The sequence below is a fragment of the Proteus sp. fly-1013 genome, from assembly GCF_040140245.1.
In the GTDB taxonomy this organism is placed as follows: domain Bacteria; phylum Pseudomonadota; class Gammaproteobacteria; order Enterobacterales; family Enterobacteriaceae; genus Proteus; species Proteus mirabilis_B.
The window spans coordinates 285,812-301,787 of the sequence record NZ_JBEEWD010000002.1; the positions used below are offsets into that span (position 1 = coordinate 285,812).

General features: G+C 38.1%; 16 protein-coding genes. 13 read left to right on the forward strand and 3 right to left on the reverse strand.

Features of this window, described 5'->3' with window-relative positions; genetic code table 11:
* Positions 1-277: 277 nt before the first annotated feature.
* Entirely contained in the window at positions 278-592 is a 315-nt protein-coding gene (bolA, locus tag ABN236_RS05205; RefSeq protein WP_075671985.1) for a transcriptional regulator BolA, read from the reverse strand.
* Between the two features lie 340 nt (positions 593-932).
* On the opposite strand from bolA, the gene ABN236_RS05210 reads away from it, so the two are divergent.
* Positions 933-1,511: a YajG family lipoprotein gene (locus ABN236_RS05210; protein ID WP_349473523.1), complete on the forward strand. Its 579-nt coding sequence runs from the start codon at positions 933-935 to the stop codon at positions 1,509-1,511.
* 56 nt (positions 1,512-1,567) lie between these two features.
* Positions 1,568-3,088 (forward strand): muropeptide MFS transporter AmpG, encoded by a 1,521-nt coding sequence (ampG, locus tag ABN236_RS05215; RefSeq protein WP_088493682.1) that lies wholly within the window; start codon positions 1,568-1,570, stop codon positions 3,086-3,088.
* Between the two features lie 78 nt (positions 3,089-3,166).
* On the opposite strand, the gene dbpA is transcribed toward ampG, so the two are convergent.
* Complete coding sequence (gene dbpA, locus ABN236_RS05220; protein WP_088493683.1) at positions 3,167-4,540, reverse strand: ATP-dependent RNA helicase DbpA; 1,374 nt, start codon at positions 4,538-4,540, stop codon at positions 3,167-3,169.
* 364 nt (positions 4,541-4,904) lie between these two features.
* Here dbpA and ABN236_RS05225 point away from each other — a divergent pair, with 364 nt between their 5' ends.
* The 7 genes from ABN236_RS05225 (at position 4,905) to ABN236_RS05255 (ending at position 12,483) form a co-directional block, all read left to right on the forward strand.
* Positions 4,905-5,666 (forward strand): nucleoside-specific channel-forming Tsx family protein, encoded by a 762-nt coding sequence (locus ABN236_RS05225; protein WP_088493684.1) that lies wholly within the window; start codon positions 4,905-4,907, stop codon positions 5,664-5,666.
* A gap of 496 nt (positions 5,667-6,162) precedes the next feature.
* The gene (cyoA, locus tag ABN236_RS05230; RefSeq protein ID WP_088493685.1) at positions 6,163-7,113 is read left to right on the forward strand and encodes a cytochrome o ubiquinol oxidase subunit II; all 951 of its coding nucleotides are present in this window, start codon (positions 6,163-6,165) and stop codon (positions 7,111-7,113) included.
* A gap of 4 nt (positions 7,114-7,117) precedes the next feature.
* Positions 7,118-9,100 carry a cytochrome o ubiquinol oxidase subunit I gene (gene cyoB, locus ABN236_RS05235; RefSeq protein WP_088493686.1) on the forward strand — a complete coding sequence of 661 codons (1,983 nt, stop codon included), beginning with the start codon at positions 7,118-7,120 and terminating at the stop codon, positions 9,098-9,100.
* Positions 9,100-9,711 carry a cytochrome o ubiquinol oxidase subunit III gene (locus ABN236_RS05240; RefSeq protein WP_036932890.1) on the forward strand — a complete coding sequence of 204 codons (612 nt, stop codon included), beginning with the start codon at positions 9,100-9,102 and terminating at the stop codon, positions 9,709-9,711. The genes cyoB and ABN236_RS05240 overlap by 1 nt, the downstream gene beginning before the upstream one ends.
* Positions 9,711-10,043, forward strand: coding sequence for a cytochrome o ubiquinol oxidase subunit IV (locus ABN236_RS05245; protein ID WP_006535101.1), 333 nt, complete (start codon positions 9,711-9,713; stop codon positions 10,041-10,043). Before ABN236_RS05240 ends, ABN236_RS05245 begins: the two co-directional genes overlap by 1 nt.
* 11 nt (positions 10,044-10,054) lie before the next feature.
* Complete coding sequence (gene cyoE / locus ABN236_RS05250; RefSeq protein ID WP_069368580.1) at positions 10,055-10,939, forward strand: heme o synthase; 885 nt, start codon at positions 10,055-10,057, stop codon at positions 10,937-10,939.
* 173 nt (positions 10,940-11,112) lie between these two features.
* Positions 11,113-12,483, forward strand: a complete 1,371-nt coding sequence (locus tag ABN236_RS05255; protein WP_088493687.1) for an MFS transporter — start codon at positions 11,113-11,115, stop codon at positions 12,481-12,483.
* Positions 12,484-12,561: 78 nt separating this feature from the next.
* On the opposite strand, the gene ABN236_RS05260 is transcribed toward ABN236_RS05255, so the two are convergent.
* Positions 12,562-13,053 (reverse strand): YajQ family cyclic di-GMP-binding protein, encoded by a 492-nt coding sequence (locus ABN236_RS05260; RefSeq protein WP_072063676.1) that lies wholly within the window; start codon positions 13,051-13,053, stop codon positions 12,562-12,564.
* A gap of 225 nt (positions 13,054-13,278) precedes the next feature.
* Between ABN236_RS05260 and panE the strand changes: the two genes are divergently transcribed.
* From panE to ABN236_RS05280, 4 genes are all read left to right on the forward strand, one after another.
* Positions 13,279-14,199: a 2-dehydropantoate 2-reductase gene (gene panE / locus ABN236_RS05265; protein ID WP_088493688.1), complete on the forward strand. Its 921-nt coding sequence runs from the start codon at positions 13,279-13,281 to the stop codon at positions 14,197-14,199.
* Positions 14,168-14,785: a protein deglycase YajL gene (gene yajL / locus ABN236_RS05270; protein WP_088493689.1), complete on the forward strand. Its 618-nt coding sequence runs from the start codon at positions 14,168-14,170 to the stop codon at positions 14,783-14,785. The genes panE and yajL overlap by 32 nt, the downstream gene beginning before the upstream one ends.
* A 173-nt stretch (positions 14,786-14,958) precedes the next feature.
* On the forward strand, positions 14,959-15,540 hold the full coding sequence (locus tag ABN236_RS05275; protein ID WP_098941114.1) for a hypothetical protein: 582 nt from the start codon (positions 14,959-14,961) through the stop codon (positions 15,538-15,540).
* Positions 15,541-15,546: 6 nt separating this feature from the next.
* On the forward strand, positions 15,547-15,927 hold the full coding sequence (locus ABN236_RS05280) for a type II toxin-antitoxin system YafO family toxin (protein ID WP_098941115.1): 381 nt from the start codon (positions 15,547-15,549) through the stop codon (positions 15,925-15,927).
* Positions 15,928-15,976 lie beyond the last annotated feature (49 nt).

A 15,976-nucleotide genomic window follows, 5' to 3' on the forward strand; every position in this document is an offset into this window, starting at 1 on the left:
GAAACTAACATGATATTGACATGTTTAGGTTTATTTTCCTTTCAGAACCGGGGCCGCCACATTTAAAAAAACGAGGATCCCTGATATCAGAAGCATCCCGAAACCTTACTGAAAATTAGACGCGACATTATAACGATCTAGAGGGGTTGAGTCGAGAAAGAGCCGTTTTATTCCTCAATTTTTTCATAAAATCGAGTAACTCGCCCCTTTTTTCCTCTATAAAGAACAAAAAATACGCATCTTAGGATCTATTTACTCACGATTAACGATAAGGTTGTTAATCTTCTTGGCTTCCGCCACGACACCCAGGAGAGCGTAATGCTTTATCCTGCTGTTCATTCCATTCGCTCAAAGTAAAGGTGTGCAATGCTAATGCATGAACACCATTTTCCATTTCATGAGCTAATGTTTGGTACACATCACGATGGCGCGAAACACTACGTTTTTCATTAAAATCATCACTAACGATAATGACTTTAAAGTGGCTTTCAGAGCCCTCGGGCACATTATGGCGATGGCTTTCGTTTATTACTTGTAAAAAATGCGGTGAAAAGCGTGAAATCAGCTTATTCTCAATATCATCACGGATCATCTCTGCCCCTAATACTCTAGCCTTTATACCATGGTGAATAAAAAACAAGTCAACCAGACTATATTGATTTAGTCTTTATCAATACAAAATGATGGGCTTATTCTTTTTAATTTTGCTGACGATAATCGCTTATTTTTCATCTTGAGTAAAACCATTGACCGAATATTGTCAAATATATGAGTAAAAATGAGAGTAATTTGAAATAAAATCAATTGATAAAATCAGATAATTTCGTTCGTTAAAGGGATATTAGCAACCTATCAGCAGTGGTATGATAGGCTAAAGTTTGAAGCCTATTCTACTTGTTAACATAACAGACATATTTAACCGAGATTACCTCATGATTAAAAATTTACTCTGTGCTGTTTTTGCATTAACACTGCTTTCAGGTTGTGCAACTCCTAGTAACAAATTATCTATTGAGCCTGTGATGTCAGTTCCTGCGGCTGATCCAACAATGCGCCCAATTTCACTGAATATCTCAAGCCAAGACAAGCGAGCATCCAAAAATCTAGCGGAAATTAACCGCAACGGTAAATTAGAAGTCCTTGTTCCAACTCGTGACATTGCATTTTTAATGCAAGAAGTTTTACAAAAACAAATGACAGCCCGCGGTTTTATGGTGGGTTCTCCGGCTTCTGCTGATGTGATTATTGTTATCAATAAGCTCAATGCAGAAGTGGGAGAAGGCAGTGTTCGTCATAATATCAGTGCGAAAGCGGATATTTCAATTATCGTCACCTTACCGAATGGCAGTTCTAATACCAAAACATTCCGTACTAGCTACAATGTTCAAGGTCCATTTGGTGCAACTAATGAGAAAATTGCCGCTGCGATTAACAATGTCTTAAGTGAACTCGTTAGCGATATGGCAAAAGACGCTTCAGTCAGTCAATTTATCAAATCTAACGCCCGTTAATTTTATTAGAATAAACGACCTGTTATCTCAAACAGGTCGTTGAAAGGAATTTTTGCATGGTTCAGCCCGCCTTCAAACAAACCACTTGGTATAAATCATTTATTCTTCTATTACTTGGCTTTACTTCTGGATTACCGCTGGCATTAACAGCTGGTACATTACAAGCATGGATGACAGTAGAAGATATCGATTTAAAAACCATTGGTTTTTTCTCATTGGTGGGACAAGCCTATGTTTTTAAATTCCTTTGGTCGCCTTTTATGGATCGCTATACCCCTTCTTTTCTTGGCCGTCGCCGAGGATGGATGTTGCTCACTCAAATAGGATTAGTGATTGGCATTGCAGGAATGGGATTTCTAAATCCTAATGATCATTTATGGTGGCTTGCCTCTTTAGCGGTCATTGTTGCCTTTTGTTCTGCTTCACAAGACATTGTTTTTGATGCCTATAAAACAGATATACTAAAAGCAGACGAGCGTGGTACAGGTGCTGCGGTTTCTGTATTAGGCTATCGCATAGCTATGCTTGTTTCTGGAGGAATGGCACTTTGGTTGGCTGATAAATATATTGGCTGGCAAAACATGTATTGGTTAATGGCTGCCTTAATGGGTATTGGTATTATTGCCACATTACTTGCTCAAGAGCCAGAAACTGCCGTAAAGCCGCCACGTACACTCTATGAAGCGGTTATTGAGCCTTTATATGAATTCTTCTCTCGTAATAATGCTTGGCTAATTTTACTGCTTATTGTGTTGTATAAAATGGGTGATGCCTTTGCCTTAAGTTTAAGTACCACCTTTCTTATTCGTGGTGCTGGATTTGATGCTGGTGAAGTAGGATTAGTGAATAAAACACTTGGGCTTGCAGCCACTATTGTTGGGGCATTATTAGGTGGTTTATTAATGCGCCGTTGGAGTTTATTTAAAGCACTGATGATTTTTGGTATTTTGCAAGGTGGCTCGAATATCGGTTACTGGTATTTAGCTATTTCTGAGCAAAGTATTTATAGCATGGGTGCAGTAGTTGCATTTGAAAATATCTGTGGCGGAATGGGTACAGCTGCATTCGTTGCTCTATTAATGACACTTTGCCACCTCTCCTTTTCAGCTACACAGTTTGCATTGCTTTCAGCTCTCTCAGCCATTGGTCGTGTTTATGTTGGCCCAGTTGCCGGTTGGTACGTTGAAAGTCACGGTTGGGAAGCCTTTTACCTTTTTTCTATTGTTGCTTCGGTCCCCGGTCTTATTTTGCTGTTGATTTCGAAAAACACACTTATTTATACGCAAAAAACGGGTGAATTCCTCAGGAGAACTTTATTTATTAAGCAGTACCGTTTTGCTATTTATGGTTTGATGCTAACCGTTCTCTTCTTTATTTGTAGTTTAATTCTTGTTATTACAAATTCACTACCAACTTTAGAAATGTTCCAGTCTGTTGATTTTATTCAATCAATAGATACGAATAGATTAAGCTCTTGGGCTTCAACACTCTTTTTATACGGTGTTATTATTGGTGCGATAAGCCTTATCTTTGGCACAATTTTAGATTATTTAGCCCTTAAGAAAACAGCATATTAGTTTTATTGCTTTCTCAGACTATGTACCATAAAAAAGGACAGCTTAAGCTGTCCTTTTTGCATTCTTAATAAAGAGAATTTATCTAAACAATCTTACTTTTACTGCTTTACCTTTGATTTTACCTTGTTGCAGCTGTTTCCAAACTTGTTTGGCGATAGATTGTTTTACGGCAACGTAAGCATGCGTTGGGTTAATCATAATTTTGCCAATATCGGCACCATTGAAACCCATATCGCCCGTTAATGCGCCTAAAATATCACCTGGACGCATTTTCGCTTTTTTACCACCATCAATACATAATGTTGCCATTGTTGCTTCAAGAGGCGTAATTTGTAGCCCAGTTGGTACTGGTAGCCAATTTATCTTCATATGAAGCATCTCTTCTAAAGCGTTAGCACGCTGAATTTCTTCTGGTGCGCAAAAACTAATAGCCAATCCACTTTCACCCGCTCTCGCTGTACGACCAATTCGGTGAACATGAACTTCAGGATCCCACGATAATTCGTAGTTAATCACCATTTCTAACGCTTTAATATCAAGCCCACGAGCCGCAACATCTGTTGCCACTAATACACGACAACTCCCATTAGCAAAGCGAATAAGTGTTTGGTCACGCTCTCTCTGTTCCATATCGCCGTGTAGAGCAAGTACACTTTGGTTGCTTTCTGTCAGTGTTTCATACACATCTTGGCAATCTCGTTTCGTGTTACAAAATACGACACAAGAAGCGGGCTGCTCACGACTTAAAAGCTTTTGCAGTAATCCTATTTTTCCATGACGAGAGATTTCATAAAACTGCTGTTCAACCGCAGGAAGTTCATCAACAGAGTTTATTTCAATAGTTACTGGATTTTGCTGAATTTTGCGGCTAATTGCTGCAATTTCATTTGGCCAAGTTGCAGAAAAGAGTAATGTTTGACGTGCGGTTGGCATACGAGAAATAATGTCGTTGATATCATCAAAAAATCCCATATCCAACATTCTGTCTGCTTCATCCAATACCAATGTTTTCACATCATCTAAAGTAACAGTTTCTTTTTTTAGGTGATCAAGCAATCTACCCGGTGTTGCAACAATAATATGTGCAGCATGAATCAATGAATCACGCTGGATGCTAAATGGAACGCCACCACACAACGTTAATACTTTGATATTTGGAAGATAACGAGCAAGACGACGTAATTCATTTGCAACTTGATCAGCAAGTTCTCGCGTTGGGCATAAAATAAGTGATTGAGTATTAAACTGTTTTGCATCAATGTGTTGCAATAGTCCCAAACCGAAAGCAGCTGTCTTACCGCTACCTGTTTTTGCTTGAGCGCGAACGTCTTTTCCTTCAAGAATGGCGGGCAAAGCAGCTTCTTGAACTGGAGTCATAGTGAGATAACCCAATTCATTAAGGTTAGCGAGTTGTTCAGCAGGAAGTGCGTTAAGTTCAGCAAATGAGGTCACAATGAAAATTCCAAGTAAGATAAAAACGAATATTGGTTAATGATACTATCCCTTTATTCCTGTGTCGTGAGGTATTTTTACGCGCCCCTCCCCACGTTTTTTTCTTTCCTCTTTTACTTCCTTTTTTTCTTGCCAAAAAAGCCAATCACCAAATACTTAATTCATTCAAAAAAGATCAAATTATAAAAATAAACTAAACAATACTAAAATTCTCACTTTTAATTATCAATTTAATATTCTAGAAATAGATCATATTTTCAATATTATGATCTACAAATAGAGATTTAATGGGTTATAGTTTCAAAATATATTAAAAAATAAATTCACCGCAAAATTATTTCATTAAATTTAATTGAGATTATTCATGATAAAAAAAACATTTTTATTAACCATCGCAAGTACACTTTCTTTATCAGCCCAAGCTAGTTATTTAGGTGGTTTCGCTAATACCAGTATCAACTATCTTGATTGGACTTCTCACACAACACACAAAACAGGGCAATCCTCTCATAAAGATGATTTTGCCTATTTAGAACTTGAAGGTGGCGCTAACTTTTCATGGGGTGAGTTTTACGGCTTTTTTGATCTTGAAAATCCATTTAATCCTCGAAAAACACAACCGGGTGATAATCAACGTTATACCGTTAAAGCAACAAGCCGCATTTATTTAGGTGAAAGTCATTTCAATCTATACGGACACGTTTACGGTACATGGTCACTTCCGGGTAAAGAAAACAATGGCAACTTCCATGAAGTTAATACGCTTTACGGTTTAGGCTATAACACACAAATTGATAATTTATGGTTTAAACCATTTGTCGCGCTCCATTATGTCGATCAAACTTACTATTCAGGAAATAATGGCTACGTCGTTGGCTGGGTTGCTGGATATGATTTTTCCATTACTAATCAAAATTTTAGTATTAGCAATTGGCATGAAATGGAATTTAGCCGTCATGAGCGATATGGCAATGGCGGGCAAAATGGGTTTAATGGCGCTTTAGCTTTTTGGTGGCATCCAACGACTTCTATTACCACTGGTATTCAATATCGTTATGCTTATAAAAAGCTAGGCGAAGATTTTCTGCAAGACGGCATTGTATATAGCCTGAAATATAATTTTTGATCGCTAATTGTTAATTTTCATTACAGCGAAAGCATTTTTATTCGCTGTAACCTCTTTTTATCACTTAATGAAAATTTTTCTCATTGGATATAAACATTCATCAAATCACTAATTACCCATATTAAAAATCATACAAGCATCAAATATGGATATTAAACATCAATATAAAAAGGATTTCACCCCTCAACTCTCCTCCGACCTCTAATTTGTTACTTTTTTAATCAGAATACGTTTTCTTACACTTTTTATTGAATTTTTATTTGTAAAAATATGTATTTATTTTAAAAACATGGTACTTTATGAAATTATAGTTAATACGCAATAATTAAATTAACATTTATTTAATACTTTGATTACTTGTGATCACATTAACACAAAAGACTAACCAACCACTTACTTACCATTACAATTGTTTACACTGTCGCAACCTTACCGTAAAATGTCCTTACTGATACTGATGAAACAACAATAGAACCTTTGTCATTTGGGTCGTTGGATGAGACTTATGAAATACATAAAAAGTATTGGGACACTCTCGCTATTAGCAGCAGCTCTTCTATTAAGTGGCTGTGATATGGCGTTAATGAATCCCAAAGGCGCTATCGGCGCTGAGCAAAAAACATTAATCCTCATTGCGCTTGGTTTAATGTTAATTGTTGTGATACCGGTAATACTGATGGTGATTGTTTTCGCTTTTCGCTACCGTGAATCCAATACTAAAGCCACCTATCGCCCAAACTGGGCTCACTCAAATAAAATTGAACTCGTCGTTTGGACTGTGCCAATTATCATCATTGTGATTTTGGCGAGCATCACATGGAAAACAACCCATGAGCTTGATCCTTACAAACCATTAGAGTCCACAGAAAAACCTGTCACCATTGAAGTAGTTTCAATGGATTGGAAATGGTTATTTATCTATCCAGAACAAGGTATTGCAACAGTTAATGAACTGGCTTTCCCTACTAATGTTCCTGTTAATTTCAAAATCACTTCTGACTCTGTCATGAACTCATTCTTTATCCCTCGCTTAGGTGGGCAAATCTATGCGATGGCAGGAATGCAAACTAAGTTGCACTTAATTGCTAATGAACCTGGTGAATATCCAGGAATGTCAGCAAGTTATAGTGGACACGGTTTCTCTGATATGAAATTTACAGCGATTGCGACACCTGATCGTGCCGGTTTCGATGCGTGGGTTGAAAAAGTCAAACAATCGTCAGATACGTTAAATACGACCGCTGCATTTAATGAACTTGCTAAACCAAGCCAGAAAAATCCAGTGACCTACTATTCAAGCGTGAAGCCAATGCTATTCCAAGAGACTATTTCTAAATTTGGTCACACAGGTCATGGCGCTCACACCAGTGGCAATCAGACAGCACATGCTGATGCAACAATGAATATGAACATGAGCCATGCGGCGCATGCAGGAGCAGAGGAATAAAGGCATGTTCGGAAAATTAACTCTTGATGCAATCCCGCTACATGAACCAATTATCGTAGTTACTTTACTCGGTATTGTTCTTGGTGGGCTTGCTGTTGTTGGCGCACTAACTTATTTTCGTAAATGGAAATGGTTGTGGACCGAATGGTTAACCAGCGTTGACCATAAAAAAATTGGTATTATGTATATCCTCGTTGCAATGGTCATGATGTTCCGTGGCTTTGCCGATGCGATTATGATGAGAAGCCAACAAGCTCTCGCCTCTGCTGGCGAAGCAGGTTTCTTACCACCTCATCACTATGATCAGATTTTTACCGCACACGGCGTTATCATGATTTTCTTCATGGCAACACCTTTCGTTGTGGGTCTGATGAACCTCGTTGTACCTTTACAAATTGGTGCTCGTGATGTTGCCTTCCCTTTCCTTAACTCATTGAGCTTCTGGTTCTTTGTTGTTGGTGTGGTTCTTATCAACCTTTCTTTAGGTATTGGTGAATTCGCACAAACAGGTTGGTTAGCTTATCCGCCACTTTCTGGTCTGGAATATAACCCAGGAGTCGGGGTCGATTATTGGATATGGAGTTTACAGATATCCGGTATTGGTACGCTTCTAACAGGGGTTAACTTCTTCGCGACTATCTTGCGTATGCGTGCGCCGGGTATGAGCATGATGAAAATGCCAGTATTCTCTTGGGCTGCTTTATGTACTAACGTCCTGATTATCGCTGCATTCCCAATTTTAACAGTCACTATTACGCTGTTAACTTTAGACCGCTATCTTGGTACGCACTTCTTTACCAATGATATGGGCGGTAACATGATGATGTACATCAACCTCGTATGGGCTTGGGGTCATCCAGAAGTTTATATCCTTGTCCTGCCAGTATTTGGTGTGTTTTCTGAAGTTACAGCAACATTCTCTAAAAAACGGTTATTTGGTTACACCTCTTTAGTTGGCGCAACTGTCGTTATTACCGTGTTGTCATTTATTGTTTGGTTACACCACTTCTTTACCATGGGCTCTGGCGCTAACGTCAATGCCTTCTTCGGTATCGCCACGATGATCATCGCAATACCAACAGGGGTTAAAATCTTTAACTGGCTGTTTACGATGTATCAAGGCCGTATCGAATATAAAAGCCCAATGCTGTGGACTATCGGTTTCCTTATCACCTTCTCTGTTGGGGGTATGACTGGGGTTCTGTTAGCCGTTCCGGGTGCAAACTTCGTTCTACATAACAGCTTATTCTTAATTGCTCACTTCCATAACGTTATTATTGGTGGTGTGGTATTTGGCTGTTTCGCTGGTATGACTTACTGGTTCCCTAAAGCATTCGGTTTCACACTGAATGAGAAATGGGGTATCCGTGCATTCTGGTTCTGGTTTATCGGCTTCTTTATGGCCTTTATGCCACTGTACATTCTTGGCTTTATGGGTATGACTCGTCGTATCAGCCAAAACATCAACCCAGAATTCCATCCAATGCTGATGGTTGCTGCGGGTGGTGCTGCACTGATTGCTATTGGTATCGCTTGTCAAGTTGTCCAGATCTACGTAAGTATCCGTGACCGTGATCAAAACCGTGATTTAACGGGAGATCCGTGGGGTGGACGTACTCTTGAATGGTCAATTTCTTCACCTGCTCCTTTCTATAACTTTGCCGTTGAACCTAATGTTCAAACGCGTGATGAGTGGTGGGATCAGAAAGAAAAAGGCACAGCTTATCAGCGCCCAACTAAATACGAACCAATCCATATGCCTAAAAATACAGGCGCTGGTGTGATTATCTCAGCATTTAGCTTAGTACTTGGTTTTGCCATGATCTGGCATATCTGGTGGTTAGCTATCGTTGGTTTCGCTGGCATGATTGTCACTTGGATCGTGAAAAGCTTTGATACAGATGTGGATTACTATGTCCAAGTACCTGAAATTGAAGCTCTCGAGAATAAGCATTATGAAGAACTGAAAAAAGCAGGTGTGAAATAATGTCTACTCAAACTGTAAATAACACAAACGCCCATGAGCATCATGGGCACCACGATGCAGGAGCGACGAAAGTTTTCGGCTTCTGGATCTACCTAATGAGCGACCTTATCCTGTTTGCCAGCTTATTCGCCACTTATGCGGTGCTTGTTAACGGGATTGCGGATGGTCCTTCAGGTAAAGAAATTTTTAGCTTACCGTTTGTTTTAGTTGAAACCTTCTTACTGCTATTTAGTAGTATCACTTTTGGTTTCGCTATGCTGAGTATGAACAAAGGTAGCGTTAGCCAAGTTAATCTGTGGTTATTTGTTACTTTCTTATTTGGCCTAGGTTTTGTCATCATGGAAGTTTACGAATTCCATGAGCTAATCGCAGAAGGTTATGGCCCAGATCGCAGTGCATTCTTATCTGCATTCTTTGCATTAGTTTCAACGCACGGTCTTCACGTAACTGCGGGTTTAATTTGGATTGTTATTATGATGATCCAAGTATCTCGCCGTGGTTTAACTGAAGTTAACCGTACTCGTTTAAGCTGTTTAAGTCTGTTCTGGCACTTCCTTGACGTTGTCTGGATCTGTGTGTTCACCGTAGTTTATCTGATGGGAGCGATGTAATGAGTCATCCAAATACTTCTCCTTCAGGCGCAAGCCACGGCAGCATGAAGTCTTATCTGATTGGCTTTATTCTGTCTGTTATCCTCACCGTTATTCCATTTTGGATGGTGATGGAAGGAACAGCGACACCAGCAACAATTCTATGGACTGTTGTCGGTATGGCAGTTGTGCAAATTGTGGTTCACTTAGTCTGCTTCTTGCATATGAATACGTCATCAGAAGAGCGCTGGAACGTCGTCGCATTCTTGTTCACACTGCTTATTATCGGCATTGTTGTCGTAGGCTCGTTGTGGATTATGTACAACCTGAACATCAATATGATGATGGATTAAGAGTTGTCGCTATGATTAAGCAATACCTACAAGTCACCAAACCAGGAATTATTTTCGGAAATTTAATTTCTGTAATAGGTGGTTTTCTGCTCGCTTCTAAAGGTGAGATTGATTACTCCCTATTTTTCGCGACTCTGCTTGGGGTGTCTCTGGTCGTTGCTTCTGGTTGTGTTTTTAACAACTACATTGACCGTGATATTGACCGTATCATGGAAAGAACGAAGAACCGTCCATTAGTTAAAGGATTAATTGACCCTCGAATTAGCCTGATTTATGCCTCAGTATTAGGTATTGCAGGTGTTGTGCTGCTCTATGTAGCAGCCAACCCACTTGCAATGTTTATCGCTGTATTCGGTTTTATTATTTATGTTGGGGTTTATAGCCTCTACATGAAGCGTAAATCTGTTTATGGCACACTGATTGGAAGTTTATCTGGCTCTGCACCTCCTGTTATCGGCTATTGTGCCGTTAGCGGTGAATTTGATGCAGGTGCGGCAATCCTATTACTTATCTTTAGTTTGTGGCAAATGCCTCACTCTTATGCCATTGCTATTTTCCGTTTTAAAGACTACCAAGCTGCAAATATCCCTGTATTACCTGTAATTAAAGGGATTTCAGTCGCTAAACGCCATATCATTCTTTATATTCTGGCGTTTATGATTGCAACCTTAATGCTGACATTAGTTGGTTATGCTGGCTATAAATACCTGATTGTGGCTTCAGCCGTCAGTATTTGGTGGTTAGGCATGGCTTTATCAGGTTATAAAGCAACCAATGATATTGTGTGGGCACGAAAATTATTTATTTTCTCTATTGTCGCAATCACTTCATTAAGCGTAATGATGTCTGTTGATCCAACAAGCTCAACAGAAGCGGTTCTTGCGTATCTAAGATAATGTATTTATTAAAGTAACCTAAATACCAGTCAGCCTTCTGACTGGTATTTTTTTATCTCTTTTACGACTTCGCATGATATCAGTACAGTTTTGTCTTTTTTGTATCCCATTTATTGATTAACCTCACTAGAAAATGTCATTACAATGGGGATATCAGTAATACGAGGTAATCCATGAATGATAATAAAATGACCCCATTAGAGCGCAAAGCAACATGGGGACTAGGCACTGTTTTTTCTCTTCGCATGCTTGGCATGTTTATGGTACTCCCAGTTTTAACCACCTACGGGCTTCAATTACAACACGCAACAGAATCTCTTATTGGATTAGCCATCGGTATTTATGGATTAACACAAGCTATATTCCAAATTCCTTTTGGTATTTTCTCTGATAAATTTGGTCGAAAACCTATGATTGTTTTTGGCTTAATTATTTTTATTATTGGTAGTCTAATTGCGGCTCTCAGTGACAATATCTACGGCATTATTATTGGTAGAGCATTGCAAGGAGCGGGAGCTATCTCAGCTGCGGTAATGGCTTTATTATCAGATTTAACACGAGAACAAAATAGAACAAAAGCAATGGCATTTATTGGTATTAGCTTTGGGATAACGTTCGCTTTAGCCTTAGTTTTAGGGCCTATTTTAACGCATATTTTTGGCTTACATGGCCTGTTTTGGGGAATTGCCCTACTCGCCTTTGGTGGCATTATTATTACGCTTTTTACTGTGCCGAATAGTGAACACCATATTCTTAATCGAGAATCTGGTTTTGTTCGTGGTAGCGTAAAAAAGGTTTTATTTGATGCACAACTTCTTAAATTGAACACAGGTATTTTTTCACTACATACTTTATTAATGGCCGCATTTGTTGCACTTCCTCTGGTTATGAGTAGCGCAGGTTTAGCGAAAGAAAAACATTGGGTTGTTTATCTAGTCACCATGCTTATTGCCTTTATTACTGTACTTCCTTTTATTATCTATGCAGAAAAGAAACGAAAAATGAAACAAGTTTTCTTATTCTGTATTTCCTTACTTATTATTGCTCAAGTTATTTTGATTATTTCAGGCTCTAGCCTGTGGTTAATTATTGCGGGTATTCAAGTTTTCTTTATTGGATTTAATATTATGGAAGCGCTTCTTCCTTCATTAATCAGTAAAGAAGCACCAGCAGGTTATAAAGGCACAGCAATGGGAATTTATTCCACCAGCCAATTTTTAGGTGTGGCATTAGGCGGAATTTTAGGAGGATGGCTTTATCAGCATTATAGTGCGCAGATTGTATTTTTAGGTTGTTTAGTGATTGGTCTTATTTGGTTTTTTATTAGCCTAACATTACGCCAACCCTCTTATGTCAGTAGCTTACGTGTTGAATTACCTGAAAGTTTATCGTCAAGCCAACAACAGCAACTACAACAATTATTTAAGCAACAACCCGGTGTTAATGAAGTTGTGATTATGGCTGATGAGCAAAGTGCCTATATCAAGGTTGATACTAAACAGACGCCAAGAGCAACATTAGAGGCTCTGATCCCTTTAGTTTGAAGGTCAATAAGCTTATTAGATGAAATAAAAATGCGCTGGTTCAACAGCGCATTTTTGTATGACTAAAGGGGGAAACAATTAGTCACGGAAATTGTTAAATTGGAATGGCTGCCCTAACTCGCCTTCTCTTACTAATTTCATCACGGCTTGTAAGTCGTCGCGCGATTTACCTGTAACACGAACTTGCTCACCTTGAATTTGGGCCTGGACTTTCAATTTACTGTCTTTGATCAGCTTAACAATTTTTTTCGCTAAGGCTGTATCAATACCTTGCTTTAAGGTGGCTTCTACGCTGTACATTTTTCCGCTGTGAGTCATCTCTTCAGGGATATTTAATACTGCACCATCAATCCCTCTTTTTGCCATTTTCTCACGCAGAATATCTAATAATTGTTGAACCTGAAATTCAGATACACTGGTCGTTTTCACCGACTCTGCTTTTTCGTTTAATTCAAAGCTTGCTTCAACGTTACGAAAATCCCAGCGAGTAGTCAGTTCACGTTGTGCGTTTTCTACCGCATTTCGCACTTCATGTAAGTCAACTTCAGATACGATATCAAAAGATGGCATTCTTTCTTCCTCAATAAATAAATACAACCCAAATAATAGCTTCTTTTAGGGTTGCAAAAAAGCATTGCACATTCAATAACAAGTTTATCTCTTTAATTTTCTCTCACAGTAAAGCACAAACATACTTTAAACAGAGAAGTGTAATCAATGTTATAATTTTAGCTAAATAGTCTAATGACCGTCAGTAGCCACCTTACGCTATTACGATTTGCAAAAAGAGGCACAATGAAAATTACCGTTTTAGGGTGTGGTTCGATTGGTAAACTTTGGGTTGCAGCTTTAACACTTCAATCTCATGAAGTACAAGGTTGGCTAAGAGTGCCTCAGCCTTTTTTGGACGTGAGTGTTGATAACATTAATGGCAAGCCTTTTTATCAACGTATTACCGCAAATCAACTTGAATGGTTAAAACAAAGCGAATTATTAATTGTCTGCTTAAAATCTTGGCAAGTATCAGATGCGGTTAATGCGCTACTACCTTATCTTTCTGCACAATGTCCTATTTTATTAATTCATAATGGTATGGGTACTGCTGATGAATTAACAGCAACACCGCACCCCGTTATCAGACCTATTTTGCAAGGCATTATTACTCATGGTGCTTATCAACAAGGGCAAGATGTTATTCATACAGCAACTGGAATAACACATATAGGTCCATTAAATCATGCAGCTCAACAATACAGTTATTTAGCCGAAATCTTGCATCATGCCTTACCCGATGTCGCTTGGCATAATGATATCCATACGATTAGTTGGCTAAAACTTGCGGTTAATTGTGTTATCAACCCTCTTACTGTTTATTATCAATGCCGTAATGGAGATTTATTGCGTTATCCTGAACATATTCAAAAAATATGTGATGAAGTTTATCAAGTTATGGAGCGCGAAGGGGTTGTACCAACATCTCAAGCCCATCTTCATGGTTATATTATTGATACGATAGAACAAACAGCAAATAATTATTCGTCTATGTATCAAGATGTGAGATATCAACGTCATACAGAGATTGACTATATTACTGGTTATTTATTACGTCGGGCTTCAGAACAAGGGCTTGTGTTACCAGAAAATAACCGCCTTTTTCAATTTATTAAACAACAGGAAGGCAATTATGACCATATCAGCGCTCATCTGCCTAGCTAATGGAAGTGAAGAAACCGAAGTCGTTACCACCGCAGATTTACTGGTAAGAGCCGGTATTAATGTTGTACTTGCAAGTGCAGAAGATGATGTTGATGATCTTGTTATCACTTGTTCTCGTGGTATTAAAATTGTAGCTGATGCGCCTTTAGTTCGTGTCGTTGATCATCATTACGACGTTATTATTCTACCCGGTGGGTTACAAGGTACTGAAACCTTAAGAGACAGCCCTTTAGTGGTTGAGAAAGTGCGCCGTATGCACAGTGAGAATAGACTTGTCGCAGCCATTTGTGCAGCACCCGCCATTATTCTTGAATCTCACAATATTTTTCCCATCGGCAACATGACGGGCTTTCCTGCATTAAAAGATAAAATATCACCGAAAAAATGGGTTGATTATCGAGTCTATTTTGATGAAAGAGTTAACCTAATTACTAGCCAAGCACCTGCAACATCTATCGATTTTGCACTAAAAATTATCGAGCGCTTAAAAGGCAAAGAAGTCGCTGCCGATGTTGCCAAACAACTTGTATTACCACCCGGCATTTATAATTACCAAGATGAATTTACAGGTTTTGGGGATAGGTAATTAACTTACATACTAGAAAACGTCCCCATTTAATAAAATCACATTATTAATATATTATTTATTAGTTGGGGATTAATTTTTAAGACTTATTTCAGCTGTTATTTCTTCTTATCATATTTAAAAATAATTATTGAGAGGCTAAGATAGAGTCAATTTCTAAAGGATGTGGCAAAATGAAAACTCTGCAATATCATAAAAAATTACCTAGGCTTGTTACTTTAATTTCTATGGGATTAGCCACTGTCCCAGCAGAAAGTTTTAAACATAAACAATCATCGTTAATCTCCAATGTTCAATACTCTTTTGCATCTCCGGTATCTAATCAACTTGTTGCTATTCCAATTAATGATGCCACTGAAAAAATGAACAAATTAGCTGAGTTACTCAATAGTGACTTAAACAGATTAAAAGAAGAGTGGGAAAAACATGAAAGTTTATTTATTAGCCAACACATCTATGAACAAATAAATAAAAATATAAAAGGTATAGATACCTCTTTAGCTGATATAAAAAATGTCCTTATTTCATTTTCAAATAATGATATCTCAAAAAAACAGAGTATTCTTTTATTTGGCCGCTCATTAGCAATATATAGAAGTGCATTAGCTGAGGTTGTTTCATTTATAGAACAAACTCATCAGCCATTAAAAACAACGAATAAAAAACCCAATATAACAGATGCTGAGATGAGAAAACTAATACAATCTGAGCATACTAAATTAGGGCTTGATACACCTAAATTTGATAGCAATTAATGTGTTATGATTCAAATATCAATACATCCTGATATTGAATATAAAGCTATCGCTGATGAGTATGCTCTCTTATTAAAGCTCTGGAAAAAAGAGAAAATATTATCTAATTATTTAGGTGCTGATGGTCGATGGGAAAGTAATGCTAAATTATGTCAATCTCTAATTTCTAAAATACATATTAGAATGCCAATTGAGCCTGAATGGAATAAAAGAACACCACAAATACAAAGAAAATCCAATCATTACTTAGTTTACTGCCAGCATTGGCTCAACCCTGACAGATATCAAATTATTGCTATTATGTCACCAAATGCCCATGAAATAGCAAAAACATCATTTTTGGCTGTACTAGAAAAAAGAGCTGAAGAATTTCAAAATCTCTTTTAATAAATCATTATCAACAACCAATTAAAAAGCCACTTTATAGTGGCTTTTT